This is a genomic window from Citrobacter sp. Cf087 (assembly GCF_030334285.1).
GTDB classification, from domain to species: domain Bacteria; phylum Pseudomonadota; class Gammaproteobacteria; order Enterobacterales; family Enterobacteriaceae; genus Citrobacter; species Citrobacter freundii.
This window is the reverse complement of record NZ_JAOWED010000031.1, coordinates 35936-61182: the sequence shown is the minus strand read 5'-3', so window position 1 is coordinate 61182 and position 25247 is coordinate 35936. Positions and strand designations below refer to the sequence as shown.

The window sequence follows — 25247 nt, the reverse complement described above, 5'->3', positions numbered from 1 at the left end:
GATGAAAACAATCGCCAGATTTTTACCCGGTGATGCCATCATTCGTCTGCAATGCGTCATTATTGTGGTCGTCGCCCTGGTTTTCTCAGCCCTGCTCGGCAGCCGTTTTTTTAGCGTCGCTAACTTCCAGTCGATAGGCTCACAGTTACCGATCCTCGGTATGCTGGCCCTCGGGATGGGTATGACCATGCTGACCGGCGGCATTAACCTGTCAATTATTGCCGGGGCGAACGCCTGCTCGCTGGTAATGGCAGCGATTATCGTTACCCATCCGGATAACCCGCTGTTTCTGGTGCTGGCGCTGCTGGCAGGTGCAGCCGTGGCGGTGGCTATCGGTACGCTCAACGGCGCGCTGATTGCCTGGGTCGGCGTCTCACCGATTCTCGCCACCCTCGGCACGATGACACTTATCTCCGGGCTGAATATTCTGCTCTCCAACGGGACGGTGATTTCGGGTTTCCCGACCGCCATTCAGTACCTTGGCAACGCCACGATTGCGGGTATTCCGGTGGCGCTGTTGCTCTTTTTCCTGGTGGCAATCCTGCTATGGGTACTGCTGGAGCACACCACGCTGGGGCGCAGTCTTTATCTCGTCGGCTCCAATGAACAGGCTACCCGCTACAGTGGTGTTAATACCGTACGGGTACAAATTTCCGTGTACGTGATTTCAGCCCTGCTCGGCTGGGTCGCCGCCATTCTGATGATGGCGAAATTCAACTCGGCAAAAGCCGGATACGGTGAGTCCTACCTGCTGGTCACCATCCTTGCCTCCGTACTCGGCGGCATCAATCCGGATGGCGGCTTCGGACGCATTATCGGCCTGGTACTGGCGCTGATTGTGCTGCAAATGCTGGAAAGCGGCCTTAACTTGCTGGGGGTCAGCAGCTATCTGACGATGGCGCTGTGGGGCGCGGTGCTGATCCTCTTTATCGCATTACAGAATCGTAAAGCCTGATTTCAGGAGAAAAAATTATGGCAAGTTACTTTATTGGTGTGGATGTCGGAACCGGAAGCGCCCGTGCTGGCGTGTTTGATCTCAACGGCAGAATGGTCGGCCAGGCCAGTCGGGCCATCGAGATTTACCGCCCGCAGGCCGATTTTGTTGAGCAGTCTTCCGATAACATCTGGCAGGCAGTGTGTAACGCGGTTCGCGATGCGATTAACCAGTCGGATATCAACCCTATCCAGGTGAAAGGTCTGGGCTTTGACGCGACCTGTTCACTGGTGGTGTTGGATAAAGAAGGTAAACCGCTGACCATTAGTCCGTCCGGGCGCAGCGAACAGAATATCATTGTGTGGATGGATCACCGCGCCATTACTCAGGCTGAGCGCATTAACGCCCTGCATCATCGGGTGCTGGACTACGTTGGCGGTATTATCTCCCCGGAAATGCAAACGCCCAAACTGCTGTGGTTGAAGCAACATATGCCCAACACCTGGGCCAATGCGGGATACTACTTTGACCTGCCCGATTTCCTGACCTGGCGCGCAACGGGCGATGACACGCGCTCACTGTGCTCGACGGTGTGTAAATGGACCTATATGGGCCATGAAGACAAATGGGATGACAGCTATTTCCGCCAGATTGGGCTGGAAGACTTGCTGGAACATGATGCTGCCAAAATTGGTCGCTACGTGAAAACCATGGGCGAACCGCTCGGTCATGGTCTTTCTCCGCGCGCCGCCAGCGAAATGGGGCTGATTCCGGGGACCGCTGTCAGCGTCTCGATCATCGATGCCCACGCCGGTACGCTCGGCACGCTCGGCGCGAGCGGTGTCTCTGGCGAGGTGGCGGATTTTGACCGCCGCGTCGCGCTGATTGGCGGCACCTCTACCGGACACATGGCGATTTCCAAAGAGCCGCGTTTTATCGGCGGTGTTTGGGGTCCTTACTACTCAGCAGTGCTGCCAGAATACTGGCTTAACGAAGGTGGACAGTCGGCAACCGGGGCGTTAATCGACCACGTTATTCAGTCGCATCCTTGTTACGAAACCTTGTTGACCCAGGCGAAATCTCAAGGGCAGACCATTTATGAAGTGCTGAATGCGCTGCTGCGTAAAATGGCCGGTGAGCCGGAAGATATCGCATTTTTAACCCGTGACATGCACATCCTGCCCTATTTCCACGGCAACCGTTCACCTCGCGCCAACCCAACGCTCACAGGCGCTATCACCGGACTGAAGCTGTCGCGCACGCCGGAAGATATGGCGTTACAGTACCTCGCGACCATTCAGGCCATTGCGCTGGGAACCCGTCATATCATTGAAACGATGAATCAAAGCGGCTACACCATCGATACCATTATGGCCAGCGGCGGCGGGACGAAAAACCCGATCTTCGTTCAGGAGCATGCAAACGCCACCGGCTGTGCGATGCTGCTGCCTGAAGAGAGCGAAGCCATGCTGCTGGGTGGCGCCATGATGGGAACTATCGCCGCGGGCGTGTTCGATACCTTCCCGGAAGCAATGTCAGCGATGAGCCGGATTGGTAAAACGGTTACCCCGCAGACTAATCGCATTAAGCAGTACTACGATCGCAAATATCGGGTATTCCACGAGATGTATCAGGATCATATGAAATACCGCCAGTTGATGCAGGAGGACGCATGAGTAACTCCTGGTCTCAGGCCAGCGGCGTATTCCAGCTCTATAGCGATGCCCTGGCGGGTCTGGGGCAGCATCTGACTGAACCTGTCTGGCAGTTGCTGATGGCGGAGCTGCGCGGTTGTCAGGGCAAAATCGTCGTCACCGGCGTCGGTACCTCTGGCATTGCAGCACGTAAAGTCGCACATATGCTTGCCTGCGTGGAACGTCCAGCGATTTACCTCAACGCGACGGATGCAGCGCATGGCGATCTCGGTTTTTTACGCGCCGACGACCTGGTGATTATGCTGTCGCGCGGGGGTAATTCGGACGAGCTCACCCGGCTGCTGCCCGGGTTGGCTGCGAGGAATGTGCCCATCCTGAGCGTGACTGAAAACGCCGATTCGGCCATCGCGAAAGCATCGAAGCTAGTGATTTCCACCGGTGTACAACGCGAGGCCGATCCGCTGAACATGTTGGCTACCACCTCTATTTTACTGGTGCTGGCTATCTTTGACGCCGCCTGCGCCTGTCTGATGAGCGAGAGCGGCTACTCAAAGGAAACGCTGCTGGCGGTACATCCGGGCGGCGATGTGGGATTAACGTTGAGTCGTGAGAAGTAAAGCCAGACAGCTGTTACGGAGGTAATGAATCTGTTGCCTCCGTCGTATTGCTACGTTCACTTTAGGTTTTTCACTTCTCTGAGATAGCATTTTCATACCTCCTCCGCCAGCATTCCCCCCTCTGGCATTTTTTATATCTCAACAAAAAGATAAAACAGTGAAAAAGCGGATTAACGCGCTGCGTTCCACTCCCGCTATCTGTTCCGCACGTTAAAAATTCTGTGACGCTCTCCAGCATTCCTGGTGGAAAGCATTCCATTCCTCAAATCTATGAGCAAACTTTAGCTATTCTTATCAAACATACTTACGGGAGACCCTACAGATGATGTCAACGCTTGCTCCGCCATCTGTACTTTCCGCTCCCCAGCGCCGTTGCCAGGTTCTGCTGACGCTTTTCCTGCCGGGGCAAATCGCGACTACACAAACCTTCAGCAGCCTCAACGGTGTCGATGATGCCACGGTTCAGGAAGATATTATTGGCGCAGGGCTCGAAATCCAGCGCTATCACCGGCTCACGATAGCCACCGCGCAGAATGGTGGCTATGCGATCGAAGGAACCCCGCTAAATCAGCGTCTGTGTCTGTTGCAGTGGCTGCGCCGTGGCCTGCGGATTTGCCCTACTTTTATCGCTCAGCATTTCACGCCCACTTTAAAAATTGCTCTTAAACAACAAGGTATCGCACGTACTCTGTATGACGACACCAATCTGCATGCGCTCATCAATCTGTGCTCCCGGCGCTTACAGAAGCCGTTTGAGTGTCGTGACATCCAGTTCCTGCGCTTGTATTTACAATGTTGTCTGCTACAGCACCACGCGGGGATCACCCCGGAGTTTAATCCACTCCAGCAACGGTGGGCGCAATCCTGCGCGGAGTATCCGCTCGCCGAGGAAATTGGCCGCCACTGGCAGCGCCACGTCATGCAAAGTGCGCCGCTGGGCGAATCGCTGTTTATGGCGTTGTTATTCTCAATGATCCGCATCCCCGACCCGATCCGCGATAATCACCAGCAGGATCGCCGCTTGCGCCTTGCTATTGCGCGGCTGGTGTTGCGTTTTCGCGAGTATGGCAACGTGCGCTTCAGCGACGAGCAAGGGCTGAATGACCAGTTGTATATCCACCTGGCCCAGGCACTGAACCGCAGCGTATTTGCCATCGGCATTGATAACACGCTACCGGAGGAGTTCAGCCGACTTTATCCCCGGCTGGTTCGAACTACCCGCGAGGCGATTCACGGCTTTGAAGCGGAATACGATGTCCAGTTTTCAGAAGAAGAGATCGGCCTGGTCGCCGTTATTTTCGGCGCCTGGCTGATGCAGGAGAAGGATTTGCACGAAAAGCAGATTATCCTGCTGACCGGTAGTAACGAACAACTTGAAGCGCATATAGAGCAACAGCTGCGCGAACTGACGCTGCTGCCGCTCAACGTAAAGCATATGCCGATGCAGGACTTTCAAAAAGAGGGAGCGCCGCGTGGCGTAACGCTGATTATTACACCGTACACCACGCCGCTACCGCTGTTTTCTCCCCCGCTGATTCATGCGGATCTGGCGCTAACGTCTCACCAGCAGCAGCAAATCCGCAAAATCCTTGAATCATAACGTCGCAGGCTGCGCCACCACTTTCGGGCGCAGAACGATAGCTGGTAGCGCCACCAGCGCCATCACCCAGAATACGCCGCTGCCCAGGTTCTGGTACAGATAGCCGGCGAAAACGGTCATGATGGCGATACTGCCGCCCATCGCCACCGCAGAATATACCGCCTGCAGACGAATCACTTCACTGCCCTGTCGCGCAGCAATGTAACGCATCGCCGCCAGGTGGCAGACGGTAAACGTTCCGCAATGCAGGATTTGCACCACAATCAGCCATGGCAGCTCTGTGCTCCAGCCCATCAGCCCCCAACGCGCCACGCCGCAAACGGCGGAAAGCAGCAGAAGATCGCGAGCGCTAAAGCGGCGGAACAGCTTGTGGCTGAGCGCAAAAATAATCACTTCCGCCACCACGCCTAATGACCATAAATAGCCCACCGCCGAAGCGGAATACCCGGCAGACTGCCAGTAAATGGCACTGAAACCGTAATAAGCTGCATGTGCGCCCTGCAGCAGACTCACGCAGGCCAGAAAACGCCAGCTTTGGGTTATTAGCGCGCGCCAGGCGGGCCATCCTGCGCTCTCCTGCTGACGGTTTTCACCCGCTGGTTGCACGCTCGGGCGAATCATCATGCCCAGCAGCATTGAGGCGGCGCCAAGCGATAACAGGACCAGGATCACCCGATAGTCGAACAGGCTCACCAGTTTGCCGGTCAACGCAGAGCCGATCACAAAGGCCACGGATCCCCACAGTCGCACCCGACCGTAATCCATGGTTATCTGTTTTTGCCAGGTGTTGGCCAGTGCGTCAGTCAGCGGCACCAGCGGCGAGAAAAACAGGTTAAAGCCGACCATCACCACCATCAGCCACGCCACGTTAGTCCCCGCCCAGAAGGCCAGCGCAAACACCAACGTCAACAAGGCCAGAATACGTAACGCTGAGATCAGCCGAGAGGGATCGCTCACACGCGGTGCAATCAGCAAGCTACCGAGAAAACGGGCAATCAGCCCCGCGCCCAGCAGTAAACCGATGGTTTCCGGCGTCAGCCCTAACCCTTCGAGCCAGACGCTCCAGAAAGGCAGAAAGATACCGTAGCTAAAGAAGTAGGTGAAATAACCGAGCGCCAGCCAGCGCGTGGAATGCAAAGCCATGAATCCCTCCCGTTTGGAGGCGATAGTCTGGCGACAAACGCAGGCTGGCGCAAGAGAGCATTAACAGGCAGATAACATGATTTTTGCCCTATTCGACGCTAATTTGCATTGCAAAATGGCAGCGTTCTCCCTGCGCTAAAACCTGCAATCCCGGCTGCCCCTGCATGTTGTGGGCATTCACCGGATGCGTTTGCGGCTCCAGGCACAGGAACTCCTCACCCGACATTCTGAACAGCATCAACCACGGAGTTTGCGCTAAAATCGTGACTTTCATCACATCCCGCTGAATAACGGCCCGCCCGCTCCAGCCAGAATATCCGACATTCAGCCAGCTATCCTCACCGTATTGCGCATGCTTAAAATCCGCCACTGCAGGGATATCGCGTTGCCATTCCAGCGGCAGATGCTGTTCCCCCTCCGGCCAGTAACCGCCGGCGGTGAACTGCGCCGTGCTGCGCTTATCAAAGGCGAAAAATGGATGGAACCCACAGCCGTAAATCATTGGCTGCTCACCGCAATGGGTGAGCGTCAACGAGGCGTGCAGGCTTGAGGTTTCCAGTTGATAACAAAGCCGCGCCGTATAGTCGTAGCCGCAGGGGTGCCAACTGCGCAACTGCAGCAAACAGCCGCTTTGGGTAGCGGTAAAAATCTGCCAGCGTTGCAGCCAGCCGTCACCGTGCAGGAAGAAAGTGTCGTCTGCGCCATGCTGAGGTAAAACCACCTCTTCACCGCGCAGCATAAAACGATTTCCCGCCACCCGATTCGCGACCGGCAGCATCGGGAACAGGCCGCAATCACCAGGCCGCTGACCATGACCTTCGCGTAAAATGGCCTGTTGATGTTGTAACGAAACCAGGCTTAATAGAGAACCGCCCTGCGGATCGACGCACATCCGCAGATGTGCGTTTTGTAGCGTCAGCAGACCATCCATTAGCGGGCGCTTCGCGGTTGGGTTGATGCACCAACTTTTGTATGCTGCGCCGCCAGCTGTTCTTCCAGCGCTTCCAGCGTCACGCCTTTGGTTTCCGGTACATTACGCAGAACATAGATGAAGCCCATCGCGCAAATCACACCGTACAGCAGGAAGCTTCCCGACGCGCCCAGACTCGCATTGAGCAGCGGGAAGGTATAGGTCAGCAGGAAACAAGCAATCCACAGCGCCAGCGTCCCCAGCGACATTGCCAGCCCGCGCACGCGGTTGGGAAAAATTTCTGATAGCAGCACCCAGGTCACCGGCGCCAGCGTCAGAGCATAAATCGCGATTGCCGCCAGCACCAGAACCAGAACCGGCCAGCCCATAATGCCCAACCCGTACGCCCCGGCAATCAGTACGTAGATAACCGTCAATCCTGACGCGCCGAACAGCATCAATTTACGACGGCCAATTTTGTCCACTAACGGCAGAGCAGCAAGGGTAAAGACCAGATTGATGATCCCTGTCGCCACGATCGATTTTAACGTACCGTTGATGTCGAATCCGGCAGAGGCGAAGATCTCCTGCGCATAGTTGAAAATAACGTTGATCCCACACCACTGCTGGAACACTGCCAGCACCATGCCAATAATCACGATCGGTTTGATCTGCGGTTGTAACAGCGTTGACCACGCGACCTTGTGATTATCTTTTTGCAGCGTATGTTCAATCTCTTTCAGCGTTTGCCCGGCATATTCCGCCGAACCAATGCGCTGCAGCATGGCACGCGCACGATCGGCTTTGCCCGCTTTCACCAGCCAGCGCGGCGATTCAGGTACAAAGAACATCAGCACCAGGAAAATTACCGCAGGCACTAATTCAGCACCAAACATCCAGCGCCAGCCTGTCTGACCGTTCCAGCTTTCAACAATGGCCTGCTGCGTAGCGCCTGTGGCAACAGGTTCGGCAATCATCAGGTTGATAAGCTGCGCCGCCAGTACGCCAATGACGATGGTGAGCTGGTTAACGGCAACAAAGCGACCTCGCTTTTCCGCCGGGCTGACCTCGGCGATATACAGCGGACTTAGCGCAGACGCCAGACCAATCCCCACGCCACCCACAATGCGATAGACAATAAACATATCGAAGTTACTGGCGACGGCAGTTCCCCATGCAGAAGCGCTAAACAGGATCGCTGAAAGAATCAGCGGCATTTTTCGGCCAAATTTATCGGCGCACCAGCCGGAAATCAGCGCGCCAAAGATACAACCAACCAGCGCGGAACTCATCGCCCAGCCGGATTGCGCCGGATCGGTAATCGAGAAATATGCTTCATAGAAGGGTTTTGCCCCGCCGATCACCACCCAGTCATAGCCAAACAGTAAACCTCCGCAGGCCGCAACCAGGCAGATAGTCCAGACGTAACCAATCTTTAAATGTGTCTGCGCGTTATTCATTATGATTCCTCTTTCAGGGAAACGCAGGGTACAGTAGGTTTCGGGTGAGGTTATCCCCCACCCGTTTCGGGTATTACTGGAAAAGCCTTACGTTAATGGCGTGACGCAGCAGTAATGCCTTGTCATGTGCCGGATTGAGTTGCAGGAGTTCATCAAGTTCACGCTGACAGGCGGCGCTATTTCCTAGCCCCAGATGCCCGAGCGCATTGATAAACAGGCAGTGTTGCTGGTGTTTTGCTTCTACTGAGGTATCCAGCACCACCAGGTCGGGTAGCGATACGGCAAAGAAATCAACATCCGGCACGTTGTCGTGATGCGACTCAACCCATTGCAGGAAGCTATTGAACAGAGCGTCCGCCTCTGCATCATCGCCAAGTTTTCTCTGCGCCATACCCTGCCAGAAGAGATAGTCCACTGGCTGGTCGTTGTAGTAACGTCCGGCATCCAGTGAGCTTCCGCCGCGCGTCGCACGGGAGAAGTAGCGCTGAGATTCTTCGAAATGGCCTTGCAGCTGCGCGCAATACCCCAGCAAATACCAGATGTCGTTATCCGTTTGCCCTGGCAAACGGCCTTCCCCGAGGTTTTTCGGATAGTGCAGCGCCTGTTGCAGTTGCGTAATAGCAGTTTGCGGGTCGCCGGACTGCACGGCAGCCAGCGCGCGATGTAATTGATTAAGCAGATATTGCCCGGTGGCTTTACCTTCACCGCCTTCCCACGGATGGAACACCCGCTCACGTAATACTGCGGCGGCATCGTCATAGCGCCCCAACCCATTCCACAAGCTGAGCAGTTCCACCGTCAGATCATCACGCTGGAAAACAATCTCTTTGCTGGCTTCCAGCCGCTGCAGACGCTGTTCAGCCGGTTGTGCCATCAGCTTGTTGAGATAGTCGAGTTCAAACAGGAAGCGGGCATTTTGCGGCTCCAGCGCCACGGCTTGCGACAGATACTGTTTCGCCTGCTGTGCATCGTGCAGTTTGTTCCAGGCGTAAATCCCCAGTAAACGATGCGCCGGAGCGAAATCCGCTTCCTGCACAAGCGTGAACTGCCAGCAGGAAACCGCCTCGGCATAACGCCGTTTGCTGTACCAGAAACAGCCGAGTAAATAGCGGGCAAAAGCGCTTTGCTCAAGAGTTTGCAGCATCTGCACTTCATCCAGCGTATTGGGGAAACGCACGCGGTTTTGCAGACACTCACGAGCACGTTCAATGAAGGATTGTGGATTATCGCTCAGCGAGGCGCGCCACAGCATCGGCAGCGTTTCCTGGCTGTCGAGCAGTTCCAGCACACCACGGGCAGCATCCTTTTGCCCCAAAGAGGTCAGCCAGCCTGCCAGTTCACACGCGTTGGTCCCGCGACGCCCGGTAATCGAGATCAGCGCAAGCGCTGTCGCTTCGTCCTGGCAGATTGCCCAGCGAGCATAATGCAGGGTATAGCTCAGCGGATAATCCACCAGCTGTTGGCGAATGTAGTCCAGCGCTTGCGCATTGCGATCAAGCTTTGCCAGCGCCAGCGCTTTCAATCCCATCGCCAGGTTATTACTGCCGTTAAAGCGCAGGCTCTGCTCCACCTTTTCCAATGCGCCAGCGTAGTCCTGACGCTTCATCGCCAGACGCGCTAACGACCAGAAAGCCGCATCCCGGCAGTTGCCGCTCCAGCTGGCCTTATAATAATTATCCCACGCGCTGTCATCATCGCCCTGACGTTCCTGTGCGGCGGCCAGCAGCATACTCGCCTCGCCATCACGCGGATTTTTATTGAGCTTATGCGCCCGCTCCAGCGCCTTGCCGGCACATTGTGCCGCCAGCGCCCAGTCCGCGCGGTTTAGCGCCAGCGTCCCCTGGGCCACATTATTGCGGTAGTCCAGCGGATCAACGTCCAGCGCGCGGCGATAATAATCTTCGGCATAGCGGCTGGCATGGTTGTACTGCTCCAGATGCTGACCAATAAAATAGAGTTCATCGGTATTAGAAAGCGCTTCTGGCAGCGCTGGCGCGACGGCCGCCGATGGCAGTGGTAACTCTTGCTCGATGTGCTCTTCGTACTGCAAAAGCGTAATGCCATCGGCGCCAGTGACAGTCATCGTTACCCGCGCATGGTTATCGTCAGACACATCAGCCAGCCAGCTTTGTCCGGGCTCCAGGGTCAGCGTATGCTCATAGAACGGTTGTCCATCGGCAGAAAGCGTAATCTGCACGTCGTGCAGCGGCGCAATCGCATAAACGCCCACAGAAAGCTGGCTACGCTCACGTACCAGACGAAGCGCCAACTGCGTACTGGCGTTTTGCACCATGCCCAGTTCGCTGTAGGGCAGGAAGTTTTGCACGAAGACTTTCTCTTCGTACGGCGCAAGCCAGGTGAAATCCGGCTGGTTGTCGGTAAAGACCCCAGTCATCAGTTCAATATAAGGACCGTTGTCATCGGTAAGGTTACGATCCCAGGCAACGCCAAAGTCGCCATAGCCCCAGGTCCACTGTTTTTTCCCTGGCGAAACGTGGTGGTCAGCCACATGTAGCAGACCGCCTCGCTCACCGTGATGCCATGCACCAACAAAATCATAATCTGATTTTTCAGCCATGTAGGAGGTCGGTACCGGCACGTTTTTGTAGCGCGAGATATCCACGCCAGCCGAGTAGTCCACTTTATAGTATGTGCCGGTGGCGATAGGAAACGCAGAAACATCACGCTTACCGTGGTCAAATACTGCGGTCACATCCGGCGGAAACACGCTCTGGTGATCGTCGCCGCCCTTCACCGCTGGATTCGCCCACCATAAAAAATGGCGCGGCGTAGCGTTACCGTTAAACACCTTCCCGGTTATCTCGATCAGGGCGCGATCCGGATACAGCGTAAATCCGGTCATCACCTGTAAACCGCGCATAGGTTCTACCTCACCCATCCATACGGTATATTCGCCATGCTCACCCTGCTGCTGCGTAAAATCGACTGGCATAAAAGTGGTTGGGCGATGATGCTGCGGCCAGTTAAATTCAATGCCACCAGAGATCCACGGCCCAAGCAAACCAACCAGAGCGGGCTTCACCACTTCGTTGTAGTAGACAAAATCGCGTTGCTGTACTTTGTCATACGCTCGATGAATACGCCCGCCTAACTCCGGCAACAGCATGACGCGAATGAAGTCATTCTCCATCCACACCGCCTGATAGTCGCGCATTTCACGTTTGCCGGTCAGCGTATCAATCACGCCATACGGATACACCGCGCCAGAAGATCCCTGGTAAACCCGCTTTTCCAGAAACATTGGGTTGGCATCTTCTTCACCCGCCGTCCACGTTGGGAGGGTGATCGTTTCTTGCCAGACTTTAACTGAACCGTACATGCCGCTCTCCACTCAATAAGAAAAAGTAAAAATTTAACTTGATGCTATTCTGCGGCAGTTAAGTGGCGCTAAAATGCGCAATGCTCACGCAATATAGTTAAGGGAGTTAAGTGAATGCAGCGTTCGGGGTTCAACAACGCCAGGGTTCGTCAGGCGAATAAGCAGATCTTTTTGTCGCACCTGTGGCGGGAAAAGCAGCTCAGCAAGTCACAGCTGGCGCAGCTCACCAGCCTGTCGATCCCGGCGGTCAGCAATATCCTCGAAGAGCTAATGGATGAGGGGAGGATCAGTCATTCGCGAAAAACCTTAAGCCAGCGCGGTTTGAGCAGCGGCAGCTATCATTTGCCAGAAAAAGGCGCATGGACGCTATGTATCAACGTCACCCCTACCAGTATCACCAGCCAACTGGCGGACGCACGGCTGGTTGCCATCGGCGACTGGCGTCATGAGGTCATTAAGCCGGAAACCCCCAAAGCGCTGCTGTCAGCCCTGGCTGCACACTGGCGGGAATACCGTCGACAATTTCCCGAGGTCACGATTAATCTGGCACTCGGCGTTCACGGCCAGGTTGATCCGATCACCGGCGCATCAAAAACCATGCCCCAGGCCCCGTGGAAAACACCGGTGGAAATAAAATATCTGCTGGAAGAGATGCTTGGCGTACAGGTCCGCCTGGACAATGACTGTGTGATGCTGGCGCTGGCCGAAAAATGGCAAAACCCAGCGGCTAACGGTGATTTTTGCGTGATTAACGTTGATTACGGTATCGGCTCATCGTTTGTGATTAACGACAATATCTGGCGCGGTAGTCTGTATGGCAGCGGCCAGATTGGACACACCATCGTTCATCCCGATGGAATTGCCTGTGACTGCGGTCGCTATGGCTGTCTGGAAACTGTGGCATCATTGAGCGCGTTGAAAAAACAGGCCCGCGTGTGGATGAAATCGCAGCCGACGTCCCTTTACGATCCGGAAACACTCACCACCGACCAGCTTATTACTGCCTGGCAGAACGGTGATGTTCGTATTCAGGCCTGGGCCGAGCATGCCGCCAGCGCCATTGGGCTTAGTTTATATAACTTTTTGAATATACTGAATATTAATCAGATATGGTTGTACGGTCGTAGCTGTGCTTTTGGCGATAGCTGGCTCAATACCTTGGTGCAGCAAACTGGGTTTAACCCGTTTGATCACGGTGATAACCCGCGCGCCAGAGCGACTCAGATAAGCTTCGGCCAGCTCAATCGTGCCCAGCAACTCATGGGAATTGGCTATCTGTATGTCGAGTCACAGCTCAGCGAGTTGTAACCATTACACCGTCAGACTCACGGCCAAACGTTCATGTACCGTGGCGATAAAATCGGTCAGTGCCGGTTTGAGCGATCCTTTTTTCCACGCCATCAGCAACGCGATGGTTGGGACATCACCAATAATTGGCCGAAAAACCACCTGTCCGGTATTAAAATTATTCATATAACCGGGTATCAAAGTCACCCCCAACCCCATGCCGACCAGGTTCATGGTCACCAGAATGTTGGTTGCCACTTGCACAATGTTAGGCTGGCTTTTTTGCTGCTGAAACCAGTTTTTGACAATCATCGCTAACGCGCCGGAATAGGCCGGATCGGTACTGACAAAATTCACGCCGTGTAGTTGTTCTGCGGAGATTGCCTGCTCATTAGCTAACGGATGATTCACCGGTAACACAACTACCAACGGCTCATGAATCAGCTCCAGATAATCGAGATCCGGGCTGTACACCGGGTGGCGCATTAAGCCAACGTCCAGCTCTCCGCTGAGGATCTTCTCTTCCTGCTCGGTGGTGATCAGACTCACCAGTTCAATGTGCGTATCCGGTTGTTTTAAACGAAACAAAGGCAGCACCTTCGGCAACAGATTGACCTCTGCGGAAGGGACAAAGCCAATGGAGAAATGATTATCTTCCTGCACCGTTCGACGGGCACGAACTTTGGCGTTTTCCGCCTGTTCGAGGATCGCCAGCGCATCCTGTAAAAAGCACTCACCGGCCGCCGTCAGCGCAACTTTTCGTTTATCCCGCACCAGCAACGGAACGCCCACGCAGGTTTCAAGATCGCGGATCTGGCTGCTTAACGACGGCTGAGAGGTATGCAGCTTTTCTGCCGCTCGGGTGAAATTCAGCGCCTGCGCCACTGCTACGAAATAGCGTAAGTGCCTCAGTTCCATGCCCTTCTCCTTGTTATCGAAAAAATGTCTCAACTGGTAGAAATTTACTATTTCACAGATTGATAACTAACCAGCAACATCCTTAGGGTACAAAAAAAGAAGGTCAATACATCTTAGCTTTCAGGATTAAAAAATATGACCACACCCTCAAATTTAGACATCTACCAACTGATCGACACGCAAAACGGTCGCGTAACCCCACGAATTTATACCGACCCTGAAATTTACCAACTGGAGCTGGAACGCATCTTCGGACGCTGCTGGCTATTTCTCGCCCACGAAAGCCAAATCCCTAAACCCGGTGATTTTTTTAACACCTACATGGGCGAGGATGCGGTGGTGGTGGTTCGCCAGAAAGACGGCAGCATCAAAGCGTTTCTCAACCAGTGTCGCCACCGTGCGATGCGCGTCAGCTACGCCGACTGCGGCAATACCCGCGCCTTCACCTGCCCGTATCACGGCTGGTCTTACGGTATTAACGGCGAGCTGATCGACGTCCCGCTGGAGCCGCGCGCTTATCCGCAAGGTTTATGCAAATCGCACTGGGGGCTGAACGAAGTGCCTGGCGTAGAGAGCTACAAGGGACTGATTTTCGGTAACTGGGATACCTCCGCGCCTGCGCTTGGCGATTATCTCGGCGACATCGCCTGGTATCTCGACGGCGTACTCGATCGTCGTGAAGGCGGCACCGAAATCGTCGGTGGCGTCCAGAAGTGGACCATCGATTGTAACTGGAAATTCCCCGCCGAACAGTTTGCCAGCGACCAGTATCACGCGCTGTTCAGCCATGCCTCTGCGGTGCAGGTGCTGGGAGCGAAAGACGACGGTAGCGATAAGCGCCTCGGCGATGGTCAGACCGCCCGCCCGGTGTGGGAAACCGCCAAAGACGCGCTACAGTTCGGTCAGGACGGGCACGGCAGCGGATTTTTCTTTACTGAGAATCCTGATGCCAACGTCTGGGTCGATGGTGAGGTCTCCAGCTACTACCGCGACACCTACGCGGAAGCCGAACAACGCTTGGGCAAGGTTCGCGCCCTGCGTCTGGCCGGTCACAACAACATTTTCCCCACGCTTTCCTGGCTCAACGGTACCGCCACGCTGCGCGTCTGGCACCCGCGTGGGCCGGACCAGGTTGAGGTGTGGGCGTTCTGTATTACCGACAAAGCCGCCTCTGATGAAGTGAAAGCCGCGTTTGAAAACAGCGCCACACGGGCTTTTGGCCCCGCCGGGTTCCTGGAGCAGGACGACTCGGAAAACTGGTGTGAAATTCAAAAACTGCTGAAAGGTCATCGCGCACGCAACACGAAATTGTGTCTGGAAATGGGGCTTGGCCAGGAGAAACGTCGTGAAGACGGCATTCCGGGGATCACCAACTACATCTTTTCTGAAACCGCCGCGCGTGGCATGTACCAACGCTGGGCCGATTTGCTCAGCAGCGAAAGCTGGCAGGAAGTGCACGAGAAAACCGCCGCCTACCAGCAGGAGGTGATGAAATGAGCACTTTAGTTTCTCTCGAACTGCATCATCGCATCAGCCAGTTTCTGTATGAAGAAGCGCGTATGCTCGACGACTGGCAGTTTCGCGACTGGCTGGCGCAACTGGATGACGACATTCGCTACACCATGCGTACCACGGTCAACGCCCAGACGCGCGACCGCCGCAAAGGCGTGCAGCCACCAACCACCTGGATTTTCAACGACAACAAAGACCAGCTTGAGCGCCGCATCGCGCGGCTGGAAACCGGCATGGCCTGGGCGGAAGAGCCGCCGTCGCGTACCCGTCATCTGATTAGCAACTTACAAATCAGCGAAACCGACGTGCCCGACGTGTTCGCCGTGCGCCTCAACTATCTGCTGTATCGCGCGCAAAAAGAGCGGGACGAGACGTTTTACGTCGGCACGCGCGTGGACAAAGTCCGTCATTTGCCCGGCGATGAGTGGCGCTTACTGGCGCGTGAGATCGTGCTGGATCAAGCGGTGATCACCTCCCATAACCTGAGTGTACTGTTCTGATGAGCCGTGTATTTGCCTGCCCTGTAGGGGATTTGCCGGAGGGTGAAGCGCTCCGGCTTGATACCTCGCCCGTCATCGCGCTGTTCAATGTTGGCGGCGAGTTCTATGCCATTAACGATCGCTGTAGCCACGGTAACGCCTCGATGTCGGAAGGTTATCTGGAAGACGACGCTACAGTGGAATGCCCACTGCATGCCGCCAGCTTCTGCCTGAAAACCGGCAAGGCGTTATGTTTACCCGCCACCGATCCGCTAACCACCTACGCAGTATATGTGGACGGTAGCGATGTGTTTGTTGATATTCCGGAGGACGCCAGATGAGCGATTTACGCGATAACGTGGTCTTTATCACTGGCGGCGGCTCCGGCCTTGGCCTGGCGCTGGTCGAGCGTTTCATCGAAGAAGGTGCGCAGGTCGCCACGCTGGAACTGTCGCCAGCTAAAGTTGCCAGTCTGCGTCAGCGCTTTGGCGAACATGTACTGGCAATCGAAGGCAACGTCACCTGCTACGCCGACTATCAGCGCGCGGTGGATCAAATCCTCACAGCGTTTGGCAAGCTGGACTGTTTTATCGGTAATGCGGGCATATGGGATCACAACGCCTCGCTGGTCAATACGCCTGCAGACGTACTGGAGAGCGGCTTTCATGAGCTGTTTAACGTCAACGTGCTGGGTTATCTGCTGGGGGCGAAAGCCTGTGCCCCCGCACTTATCGCCAGCGAAGGCAGCATCATCTTTACCTTGTCCAATGCGTCATGGTATCCCGGCGGCGGCGGCCCTCTGTATACCGCCTCTAAACATGCGGCTACCGGGCTGATTCGCCAGTTGGCCTACGAGCTGGCGCCAAAGGTACGTGTTAACGGTGTCGGTCCGTGCGGTATGGCGACAGATCTACGCGGCCCGCAAGCGTTGGGACAAAACGATACATCGATTATGCAGTCGCTGACGCCAGAAAAAATCGCCGCTATTTTGCCGCTACAGTTTTTCCCTGAGCCTGCGGATTTTACCGGTCCGTATGTGATGCTGGCGTCAAAACGCAACAACCGCACATTAAGTGGCGTAATGATCAATGCCGACGCCGGTCTGGGTATTCGCGGTATTCGTCACGTTGCCGCCGGACTGGATCTCTGAGGAGGCGTTATGAACCAAAAAACTATCGCTATCGTCGGCGGCGGCCAGGCTGCTGCTATGGCTGCTGCCGCACTGCGCCAGCAGGGATTTAACGGCGAATTACACCTGTTTTCCGATGAGCAGCATCTGCCCTATGAACGTCCACCGCTCTCCAAAGCGATGCTGCTGGACGACAATCCGCAACTTCAGCCGATACTCCCCGCTGACTGGTGGCGGGAACACAACGTACAGCTGCATCTGGGTGTTACTGTACAGACGCTCGGCCGCCAAACGCATCAGTTGGTGCTGGCTGATGGGCAGAGTTATCCGTGGGATCGGCTACTGATTGCGACGGGCGCTGCGGCACGCCCCCTTCCGCTGTTAGATAAGCTGGGCGATCGATGCTTTACTCTGCGTCATGCCGCTGATGCCGAGCGCCTGCGCGACACTTTGTTGCCGGGTAAGTCGATTGTCATTGTCGGTGCGGGCACCATTGGTCTGGAACTGGCGGCCAGCGCGACTCAACGAGGCTGTCAGGTGACAGTGGTGGAGCTGGCACCAACGGTCATGGGCCGTAACGCGCCTGCTCCGGTGCGCGACTACCTGCTTGCCCGCCACCAGCAGGCGGGCGTGCGGGTGTTACTCAACAGCGCCATTGAACACGCCGAAGCGAGAGAGTGTCTCTCGCTCACCCTGCAAAACGGCGAGACGCTGCTGGCCGATGCGATGGTTTACGGCATCGGTATCGTGGCGAATGATGCGCTGGCCCGCGAAGCGGGGCTGGAGACGGCGAACGGCATTATCGTTGATAGCGCCTGCACCACCTCCGATCCGGACATTTTCGCCGCCGGTGACGTAGCGATAACGCGCAAGCCCGACGGTTCGTTAGTACGCATGGAAAGCTGGGAAAACGCCAATTTTCAGGCACAGATTGCCGCCGCCACAATGCTAAATCTGCCGTTGCCGGAGAAGACACCAGACTGGTTCTGGACCGACCAATTTAATGACAACCTACAATTTGTTGGCGAAATGCAGGGAGAAAGCTGGTTCATACGCGGCCATTCAGATGCGCATAAAGCAATATGGTTTAACCTGCAGGATGGCGTGATTGTCGGCGCAGTAACGTTGAATCAGGGCCGAGAAATACGTTTATTGAGAAAATGGATTCAGGCAAAGAAAAAGCCACCAATGGCGGCTTTAGTCGATGAAACAATCTTGCTTAAGTCAATATAACTGCCGGATGGCACTTCGTTTATCCGGCCTACATGTGAGTTACCTGTAGGCCGGATAAGGTGTTTACACCGCCATCCAGCAATCAGTATGGCTTACGCGTAAACCGGGAAGCGTGCGCAGATATCCAGAACTTTACCTTTGACGCGCTCGATTACGGCTTCGTCATTGATGTTGTCCAGCACGTCACACATCCAGCCAGCCAGCTCTTTCGCTTCCGCTTCTTTGAAGCCACGGCGAGTGATTGCCGGAGAACCGATACGGATACCGGAAGTCACAAACGGGCTCTTCGGATCGTTCGGTACGCTGTTTTTGTTAACGGTGATGTTAGCACGGCCCAGCGCGGCATCAGCTTCTTTACCGGTCAGGTTTTTATCAACCAGATCCAGCAGGAACAGGTGGTTTTCAGTACCGCCAGAAACCACTTTGTAGCCACGGTTCAGGAACACTTCCACCATCGCTTTGGCGTTTTTAGCAACCTGCTGCTGGTAAACCTTGAACTCAGGCTCCATCGCTTCTTTCAGCGCCACGGCTTTCGCTGCGATCACGTGCATCAGCGGGCCGCCCTGCGCGCTTGGGAACACAGCAGAGTTCAGTTTTTTGTACAGCTCTTCGTCACCGCCTTTCGCCAGGATCAGGCCACCGCGTGGACCCGCCAGGGTTTTGTGGGTGGTGGTGGTCACAACGTGTGCGTGTGGAACCGGGTTCGGATAAACGCCTGCGGCAATCAGCCCCGCAACGTGCGCCATATCGACGAACAGGTATGCACCGATGCTGTCAGCGATTTCACGCATTTTTGCCCAGTCAACAACGCCGGAGTAAGCAGAGAAGCCACCAATGATCATCTTCGGTTTGTGCTCTTTGGCCTGCTTCGCCATGTCTTCGTAGTCAATTTTGCCAGACTCATCAATACCGTAAGGGATGATGTTGTACAGTTTGCCGGAGAAGTTAACCGGGGAGCCGTGAGTCAGGTGGCCGCCTTGTGCCAGGTTCATACCCAGAACGGTATCGCCCGGTTGCAGCAGAGCGGTGTAAACAGCGAAGTTAGCCTGAGAACCAGAGTGCGGCTGTACGTTAGCGTAGTCAGCGCCAAACAGCTCTTTTGCACGATCGATAGCCAGTTGCTCAACGATATCAACGTACTCGCAACCGCCGTAGTAGCGTTTGCCCGGATAACCTTCAGCATATTTGTTGGTCAGCTGAGAACCCTGCGCCTGCATAACACGCGGGCTGGTGTAGTTTTCGGAGGCGATCAGTTCGATGTGCTCTTCCTGACGTACTTTTTCCTGCTCCATAGCCTGCCACAGTTCGGCATCATAATCGGCAATGTTCATTTCACGCTTTAACATCCGCATCTCCTGACTCAGCTAACAATAGAATTTCGGCCTAAAAAGGCAGTCCCGTTGGACGACGGCCAACAGTATAACCGAATCATTCTTCGATAACAGGTCTTGACAAAGGATTTTACGCAAACGATTACCTTCACGGCACGCAAGGCTTTGGAGAACAAAGGTCTGCTGAATTTCAACGGATTTCTTTTCAGGTTTGTGATGCAGATTTTTCACGATGTAACCTTTACAACGCAAAGTTACAAAGAACCATTTACAATGCAGGGGTATTTTTTATAAGATGCATTTGACATACATCATTAAAGTCTCAGATAAAGGAAGACCGTATGCTTGACGCACAAACCATCGCTACAGTGAAAGCCACCATTCCCCTGCTGGTTGAAACAGGTCCGAAGCTGACCGCACATTTCTATGATCGCATGTTTACGCATAACCCAGAGCTGAAAGAAATTTTCAACATGAGTAACCAGCGTAATGGCGATCAGCGCGAGGCGCTGTTTAACGCGATTGCCGCGTATGCCAGCAATATCGAAAACCTGGCGGCGCTGTTGCCAGCGGTTGAGAAAATCGCGCAAAAGCATACCAGTTTCCAGATTAAACCAGAGCAGTACAACATCGTGGGTGGTCATTTGCTGGCAACGCTGGACGAAATGTTCAGCCCAGGCCAGGAAGTTCTGGATGCGTGGGGTAAAGCGTATGGCGTACTGGCGAACGTTTTCATCAACCGTGAAGCGCAAATCTATAGCGAAAATGCCAATAAAAATGGCGGCTGGGAAGGTACCCGTCCTTTCCGCATCGTGGCAAAAACCCCACGCAGTGCACTGATCACCAGCTTTGAGTTTGAACCTGTCGATGGTGGCGCAGTAGCTGAATATCATCCGGGACAATACCTGGGCGTCTGGTTAAAGCCGGAAGGTTTCCCGCATCAGGAAATTCGTCAGTACTCACTGACCCGTAAACCTGACGGCAAAGGCTATCGTATTGCCGTTAAGCGTGAAGACGGTGGTCAGGTTTCCACCTGGCTGCACAACCACGCGAATGTTGGCGACATTGTTCACCTGGCCGCACCTGCGGGCGATTTCTTTATGGACGTCGCGACCGACACCCCGGTATCTCTGATCTCCGCAGGCGTGGGACAAACCCCAATGCTGGCGATGCTGGACACGTTGGCAAAAGCGAAGCATACGGCGCAGGTTAACTGGTTCCACGCGGCAGAAAATGGCGATGTACATGCCTTCGCTGATGAAGTAAATGAACTCGGCAAAACGCTGCCACGCTTTAGTGCGCACACCTGGTATCGTGAGCCAACCGAAGCCGATCGCGCGAAAGGTGCGTTTGATAGCGTAGGTCTGATGGACTTGAACAAGCTGGAAAGCGCAATCAGCGATCCGGCGATGCAGTTTTATCTGTGCGGTCCGGTTGGTTTCATGCAGTTCGCCGCGAAGCAGCTGGTCGGCCTGGGCGTGAAAAACGAGAACATTCATTACGAATGCTTCGGTCCGCATAAAGTCTTGTAATGTATTACGCGAGTAGGCCGGATAAGGCGTTTACGCTGCCATCCGGCAATCACTCGGCCTGATGCGCTACGCTTGTCAGGCCGACAAATTAACGGCGCGGCTTAGATTGCCGCGTCGTCTTCTTCACCGGTACGAATACGAATAACGCGAGCCACGTCGAAGACAAAAATCTTACCGTCGCCGATCTTGCCGGTCTGGGCAGTACGGATAATGGTGTCGACGCAGGTATCGACGATGTCGTCGGTAACCACAATTTCAATTTTTACCTTCGGCAGAAAATCCACCATATATTCCGCGCCACGGTACAGCTCGGTATGGCCTTTCTGACGGCCAAAGCCTTTCACTTCCGTTACCGTCATCCCGGTGATACCGACTTCTGCCAGCGCTTCGCGGACGTCGTCCAGCTTGAAGGGTTTAATAATCGCATCAATCTTTTTCATGCTATTCCTTGAAAAGGTCGCCTGTCTTTTGATCGAATAAAGCTAACATAATCCGCAGATTTATTCTTTGAAATCGTTTGCATCCAGCTCGTGTCGAGAAAGCAACTTATAGAATTCGGTGCGGTTGCGCCCCGCCATTCTTGCCGCGTGAGTCACATTGCCCTTGGTGATTTGCAGCAGCTTACGCAGATAGTTAAGCTCAAACTGGTTACGCGCCTCAACAAATGTCGGCAGCGCGGTGTTTTCCCCTTCCAGCGCCTGCTCCACCAGCGCGTCGCTGATCACCGGCGAAGAGGTCAACGCCACGCACTGCTCAATTACGTTGACCAGTTGACGCACGTTGCCCGGCCAGCTGGCGGTCATTAACCGCTTCATGGCATCGGTTGAAAAGGCGCGTACGAACGGTTTGTGCCGTTCAGCAGACTGGCGCAGCAGATGGTTCGCCAGCAGCGGAATATCTTCCGTACGCTCGGCCAGCGCAGGGATCTTCAGGCTCACCACGTTGAGGCGATAGTACAAATCCTCGCGAAATTCGCCCCGAGCCATCGCTTTGGGTAAATCGCGGTGGGTCGCAGAAACGATCCGCACATCAATGTCGATATCGCGGTTACTGCCCAACGGTCTGACTTTTCGTTCCTGCAATACGCGCAGCAGTTTCACCTGTAACGGTGCAGGCATATCGCCAATCTCATCGAGAAAAAGCGTGCCGCCTTCCGCGGCCTGAAACAACCCTTCACGATTACTCACCGCGCCGGTAAAAGCGCCGCGCGCATGACCAAACAGTTCAGACTCCAGCAGTTGTTCCGGCAACGCGCCACAGTTAATGGCAATAAAGGGCTTGTGGCTGCGCGGGCTGGCGTTGTGAATAGCCTGGGCGAAAACTTCTTTCCCGGTTCCGCTTTGGCCGTTGATCAAGACACTAACATCCGACTGCGCCACCATTCGCGCCTGTTCCAGCAGACGTAGCATCAGCGGGCTACGGGTGACAATGGACTCACGCCAACTGTCATCAGTAGCAGGCGCAGACTGTTCCAGCGCCCCGTCAATCGCGTGATATAACGCATCCTTGTCGACTGGCTTAGTGAGAAAACTGAAGACCCCTTGCTGGGTCGCCGCAACGGCGTCCGGGATGGAGCCGTGAGCGGTCAGGATAATCACCGGCATGCCCGGCTGCACTTTCTGGATTTCAGTAAACAGCTGCATGCCGTCCATTTCATCCATGCGCAGATCGCTGATAACCAGATCCACTTTTTCACGGTTCAGTACCCGTAACCCTTCCTGCCCACTTTCCGCGGTCACGACGCTGTAGCCTTCGCTGGTTAGTCGCATTCCAAGTAATTTCAACAGGCCCGGATCGTCATCCACCAACAGCAGATGCGCGGGCTTACGGCTTATCATGGCGTAACCTCATCGGCAGACGGCGCTGCGCCTTCTTCGTTATCAGGCGTAGTGAGTTTATCGTTCCCGTGCGGCGCATCAGGATTGTAGTTACCGGCGGGTTTGCGCGTTGAAAGCTGGCGCTCAATATCGGTCAGATTCTCCAGCTTGCGGGTCGTGAGATCGAGCTGGGACTGCAAATGTTGTTGCTGTTGACGCAGCGTATCGAGATCGCTGTCTGACGACTGCTGGAGCTTACTGTAGCGCAGGCGCTCTTCGGCAAGCTGTAACTGCAACATTTGATTACGGAACCAGGCCTGATAAAGCGGTCGAACCTGACTCGGAATTTGTGGGCTTAACGCGTCGAGACGCGTAACTGCCTCTCGCCGTTCAGGCGGGGTAATGCGGGCGTTATCAAGCAGGATCCCGCGTTTGAAAGCGCTCTGCCAGGTATCCGTGAGCTGAGCACTGGCTTCACTGCGCGCCTGTACCGGCATCATGCGATCGGCACAGTCCATCGCCCGCAGCCAGTACAGCGGGTTGGTTTCTGTGGACTGGCCAGACAGCGACCAGATATCCGTACAGTCGGTTGCAAGGTAGTCCGCCAGTTGATTAGGCGGAATTTTCTCCTGCGAAGGATCGCCGATAATATGATTCACCGCGTTCGGGACGCAACCAACCAGTGCCAGGCACGGCAGGCTTGCGAGGATGACGCGATGAAGAAAATGTCGTTTAAGCATTCGGGCAACAACGTATGGCATACTCACCAGACTTAGGTTTATTTTAGTGATTTTTCGCAGCAGCTAGCGGCAGTTCTATGCGAAAACAAACGTTTTGCGCGTGGTCATCAACCAGATACAGTTTGCCCCGCATACGGCGAATGCAATCTCTGGCAATGCTTAGCCCCAACCCGCTTCCTTTTACCGCCCCTTTTCGCTGATGGCTACCCTGGAAAAAAGGCTCGAAGATCATGGTCTGTTCTGCTTCAGGGATCGGTGTGCCGGTATTCATTACATCGATGTATACCGTTGATCCATGCAAACTGCTGCGGATCCAAATGTTACCGGATTCAGCGCCGTAGTGCACCGCATTGGAATAAAGATTGTCCAGCACGCTCATCAACAGCATCGGTTCTGCCAGGCAGGCGTTCACCGCAAGCGCAACATCAGTATGTATCATTTTGGCGCGAGCGGGCAGGCTATGCGCAGAAACAACGCTTTCCACCAGCGGCGCGATTTCCACACTTTCAAGCTCAGCCTCATCATCCGCCAACTTGCGGTTGTAATCGAGAAGTTGCTCAATCAGTTTTTGCAAGTTGCGGCTGCTGTCATCGAGGATGCCGACCACCTCTTTTTGCTCCGGTGTTAACGGGCCCACTACCTGATCGGCCAGCAATTCGGTACCTTCACGCATACTCGCCAGCGGTGTTTTCAGCTCATGAGAAAGATGGCGTAAAAACTGATGCCGTTGCGACTCAAGCCAGGAGAGGCGTTCACTTAACCAGATAATACGCTGCCCCACGGATCGCAGCTCGCGGGGCCCAGTTAATAATACGCTATCGCCCAACGAGCGCCCTTCTCCCAGACGGTTGATCATCCGTTCGATGCCCTTCACCGGACCGATAATCATACGGGTAAACAACAGCACCATCGCCAGGCTAAGGAGAAACAGCACCAGTGCCTGCCAGCCAAAAAACTGCCCGCGTTCGGCTATTTCCTGCTGTAACTGCTGGCCACGAGAAAAGACGACGGTACGCGTCGCTTGCACCATCTCGGTATTGGCATTGGCGAACGCTTCCAGCCGTGCAGCCGACACACTGTCAGGGCCGCTGTTTTTACACTGCAACTGCGCGAGATCGTTAAGATCCTGACGCAACGCCTGGTAGAGCTTGGTATCTGGCAACACCCCCGCATGCGCATCCAGCATATCGCTGTAGCGTTTACGCTGACTTTGGTAGACCTTGGCCAACGTTGAGTCATCAAGCACACAGTATTGCCGATAGCTGCGCTCCATCTCCAGCGCAGCATTGGTCATCGCTTCACTGCGTCTGGCGTCAATCAGCGTGGTGCGGTTCGTCAGCGCAGCCTGCGCGCTCAGGGCATTCAGACTTTGCCATGCCTGCCAGGCCAAAACTAACAACGGCAACAGGATCAGCAAAAATGCCAACATCACCAATTGACGTAAAGATCGGGGGAAAACTGACCAGCGCTTCAAGGCGTTACTCTCAATGGACAGGAATAGGTTGATGCTAACTGAGGGGAACGCCAGATACAACAAAGCCGGGATTAACCCGGCTTTGTTGCGGAATAAGGCGGTGCCTAACTCGACGTTTCGCCCGGAGGTTGATATG

The 25247-nt window shown here is 54.8% G+C and carries 21 protein-coding genes; 11 read left to right on the top strand and 10 right to left on the bottom strand.

The annotated features are described in order from the left end of the window. The first annotated feature begins 1 nt into the window (after nt 1). The 4 genes from OGV57_RS16925 to csiE all read left to right on the top strand — a co-directional run bounded on the left by OGV57_RS16925 (nt 2) and on the right by csiE (nt 4806). Entirely contained in the window at nt 2-955 is a 954-nt protein-coding gene (locus tag OGV57_RS16925) for an ABC transporter permease (protein ID WP_003037658.1), read from the top strand. A gap of 17 nt (nt 956-972) precedes the next feature. Continuing rightward, nucleotides 973-2610 carry an FGGY-family carbohydrate kinase gene (locus OGV57_RS16920; protein WP_046670152.1) on the top strand — a complete coding sequence of 546 codons (1638 nt, stop codon included), beginning with the start codon at nt 973-975 and terminating at the stop codon, nt 2608-2610. Then, entirely contained in the window at nt 2607-3206 is a 600-nt protein-coding gene (locus OGV57_RS16915; RefSeq protein ID WP_003847099.1) for a KpsF/GutQ family sugar-phosphate isomerase, read from the top strand. The genes OGV57_RS16920 and OGV57_RS16915 overlap by 4 nt, the downstream gene beginning before the upstream one ends. Before the next feature lie 322 nt (nt 3207-3528). After that, nucleotides 3529-4806, top strand: coding sequence for a stationary phase inducible protein CsiE (gene csiE / locus OGV57_RS16910; protein ID WP_054528652.1), 1278 nt, complete (start codon nt 3529-3531; stop codon nt 4804-4806). On the opposite strand, the gene OGV57_RS16905 is transcribed toward csiE, so the two are convergent. From OGV57_RS16905 to OGV57_RS16890, 4 genes are all read right to left on the bottom strand, one after another. After that, complete coding sequence (locus tag OGV57_RS16905; protein WP_003037650.1) at nt 4801-5949, bottom strand: 3-phenylpropionate MFS transporter; 1149 nt, start codon at nt 5947-5949, stop codon at nt 4801-4803. The genes csiE and OGV57_RS16905 overlap by 6 nt on opposite strands. Nucleotides 5950-6037: 88 nt before the next feature. Further along, complete coding sequence (locus OGV57_RS16900; RefSeq protein ID WP_054528653.1) at nt 6038-6880, bottom strand: aldose 1-epimerase; 843 nt, start codon at nt 6878-6880, stop codon at nt 6038-6040. Beyond that, nucleotides 6880-8319, bottom strand: coding sequence for a sugar porter family MFS transporter (locus OGV57_RS16895; RefSeq protein ID WP_003838420.1), 1440 nt, complete (start codon nt 8317-8319; stop codon nt 6880-6882). The genes OGV57_RS16900 and OGV57_RS16895 overlap by 1 nt, the downstream gene beginning before the upstream one ends. Nucleotides 8320-8392: 73 nt before the next feature. Further along, nucleotides 8393-11659, bottom strand: coding sequence for a DUF5107 domain-containing protein (locus tag OGV57_RS16890; RefSeq protein ID WP_054528654.1), 3267 nt, complete (start codon nt 11657-11659; stop codon nt 8393-8395). A gap of 114 nt (nt 11660-11773) precedes the next feature. On the opposite strand from OGV57_RS16890, the gene OGV57_RS16885 reads away from it, so the two are divergent. Further along, nucleotides 11774-12967 carry an ROK family transcriptional regulator gene (locus tag OGV57_RS16885; RefSeq protein WP_003037640.1) on the top strand — a complete coding sequence of 398 codons (1194 nt, stop codon included), beginning with the start codon at nt 11774-11776 and terminating at the stop codon, nt 12965-12967. Between the two features lie 3 nt (nt 12968-12970). On the opposite strand, the gene hcaR is transcribed toward OGV57_RS16885, so the two are convergent. Continuing rightward, on the bottom strand, nt 12971-13864 hold the full coding sequence (hcaR, locus tag OGV57_RS16880) for a DNA-binding transcriptional regulator HcaR (RefSeq protein WP_044701979.1): 894 nt from the start codon (nt 13862-13864) through the stop codon (nt 12971-12973). A gap of 135 nt (nt 13865-13999) precedes the next feature. Here hcaR and hcaE point away from each other — a divergent pair, with 135 nt between their 5' ends. The 5 genes from hcaE to hcaD are packed head-to-tail and all read left to right on the top strand — an operon-like array spanning nt 14000 to nt 18217. After that, on the top strand, nt 14000-15361 hold the full coding sequence (gene hcaE, locus OGV57_RS16875; RefSeq protein WP_003847087.1) for a 3-phenylpropionate/cinnamic acid dioxygenase subunit alpha: 1362 nt from the start codon (nt 14000-14002) through the stop codon (nt 15359-15361). Then, nucleotides 15358-15876: a 3-phenylpropionate/cinnamic acid dioxygenase subunit beta gene (hcaF, locus tag OGV57_RS16870; protein WP_003847085.1), complete on the top strand. Its 519-nt coding sequence runs from the start codon at nt 15358-15360 to the stop codon at nt 15874-15876. Before hcaE ends, hcaF begins: the two co-directional genes overlap by 4 nt. Continuing rightward, on the top strand, nt 15876-16196 hold the full coding sequence (hcaC, locus tag OGV57_RS16865; protein WP_003847084.1) for a 3-phenylpropionate/cinnamic acid dioxygenase ferredoxin subunit: 321 nt from the start codon (nt 15876-15878) through the stop codon (nt 16194-16196). The genes hcaF and hcaC overlap by 1 nt, the downstream gene beginning before the upstream one ends. Beyond that, entirely contained in the window at nt 16193-17005 is an 813-nt protein-coding gene (gene hcaB, locus OGV57_RS16860) for a 3-phenylpropionate-dihydrodiol/cinnamic acid-dihydrodiol dehydrogenase (RefSeq protein WP_003838406.1), read from the top strand. Before hcaC ends, hcaB begins: the two co-directional genes overlap by 4 nt. Nucleotides 17006-17014: 9 nt before the next feature. Continuing rightward, nucleotides 17015-18217, top strand: a complete 1203-nt coding sequence (gene hcaD, locus OGV57_RS16855) for a phenylpropionate dioxygenase ferredoxin reductase subunit (protein ID WP_054528655.1) — start codon at nt 17015-17017, stop codon at nt 18215-18217. Nucleotides 18218-18309: 92 nt separating this feature from the next. On the opposite strand, the gene glyA is transcribed toward hcaD, so the two are convergent. Then, nucleotides 18310-19563 (bottom strand): serine hydroxymethyltransferase, encoded by a 1254-nt coding sequence (glyA, locus tag OGV57_RS16850; RefSeq protein WP_003037627.1) that lies wholly within the window; start codon nt 19561-19563, stop codon nt 18310-18312. A gap of 326 nt (nt 19564-19889) precedes the next feature. On the opposite strand from glyA, the gene hmpA reads away from it, so the two are divergent. Further along, a complete protein-coding gene (gene hmpA, locus OGV57_RS16845) occupies nt 19890-21080 on the top strand; it encodes an NO-inducible flavohemoprotein (RefSeq protein ID WP_016150774.1) in 1191 nt (396 codons plus the stop codon). A gap of 101 nt (nt 21081-21181) precedes the next feature. Here the strand turns inward: hmpA and glnB are convergent, their stop codons facing one another. From glnB to qseE, 4 genes are read right to left on the bottom strand one after another with little or no spacing between them, the layout of a single operon-like run. Continuing rightward, nucleotides 21182-21520 carry a nitrogen regulatory protein P-II gene (glnB, locus tag OGV57_RS16840; RefSeq protein WP_002914032.1) on the bottom strand — a complete coding sequence of 113 codons (339 nt, stop codon included), beginning with the start codon at nt 21518-21520 and terminating at the stop codon, nt 21182-21184. A 60-nt stretch (nt 21521-21580) separates the two neighbouring features. Next, nucleotides 21581-22915 carry a two-component system response regulator GlrR gene (gene glrR / locus OGV57_RS16835; RefSeq protein WP_304502307.1) on the bottom strand — a complete coding sequence of 445 codons (1335 nt, stop codon included), beginning with the start codon at nt 22913-22915 and terminating at the stop codon, nt 21581-21583. Then, nucleotides 22915-23658 (bottom strand): two-component system QseEF-associated lipoprotein QseG, encoded by a 744-nt coding sequence (qseG, locus tag OGV57_RS16830; RefSeq protein WP_003847079.1) that lies wholly within the window; start codon nt 23656-23658, stop codon nt 22915-22917. The genes glrR and qseG overlap by 1 nt, the downstream gene beginning before the upstream one ends. A gap of 22 nt (nt 23659-23680) precedes the next feature. Then, nucleotides 23681-25111 carry a two component system sensor histidine kinase QseE/GlrK gene (qseE, locus tag OGV57_RS16825; RefSeq protein ID WP_003847077.1) on the bottom strand — a complete coding sequence of 477 codons (1431 nt, stop codon included), beginning with the start codon at nt 25109-25111 and terminating at the stop codon, nt 23681-23683. Nucleotides 25112-25247: the final 136 nt, after the last annotated feature.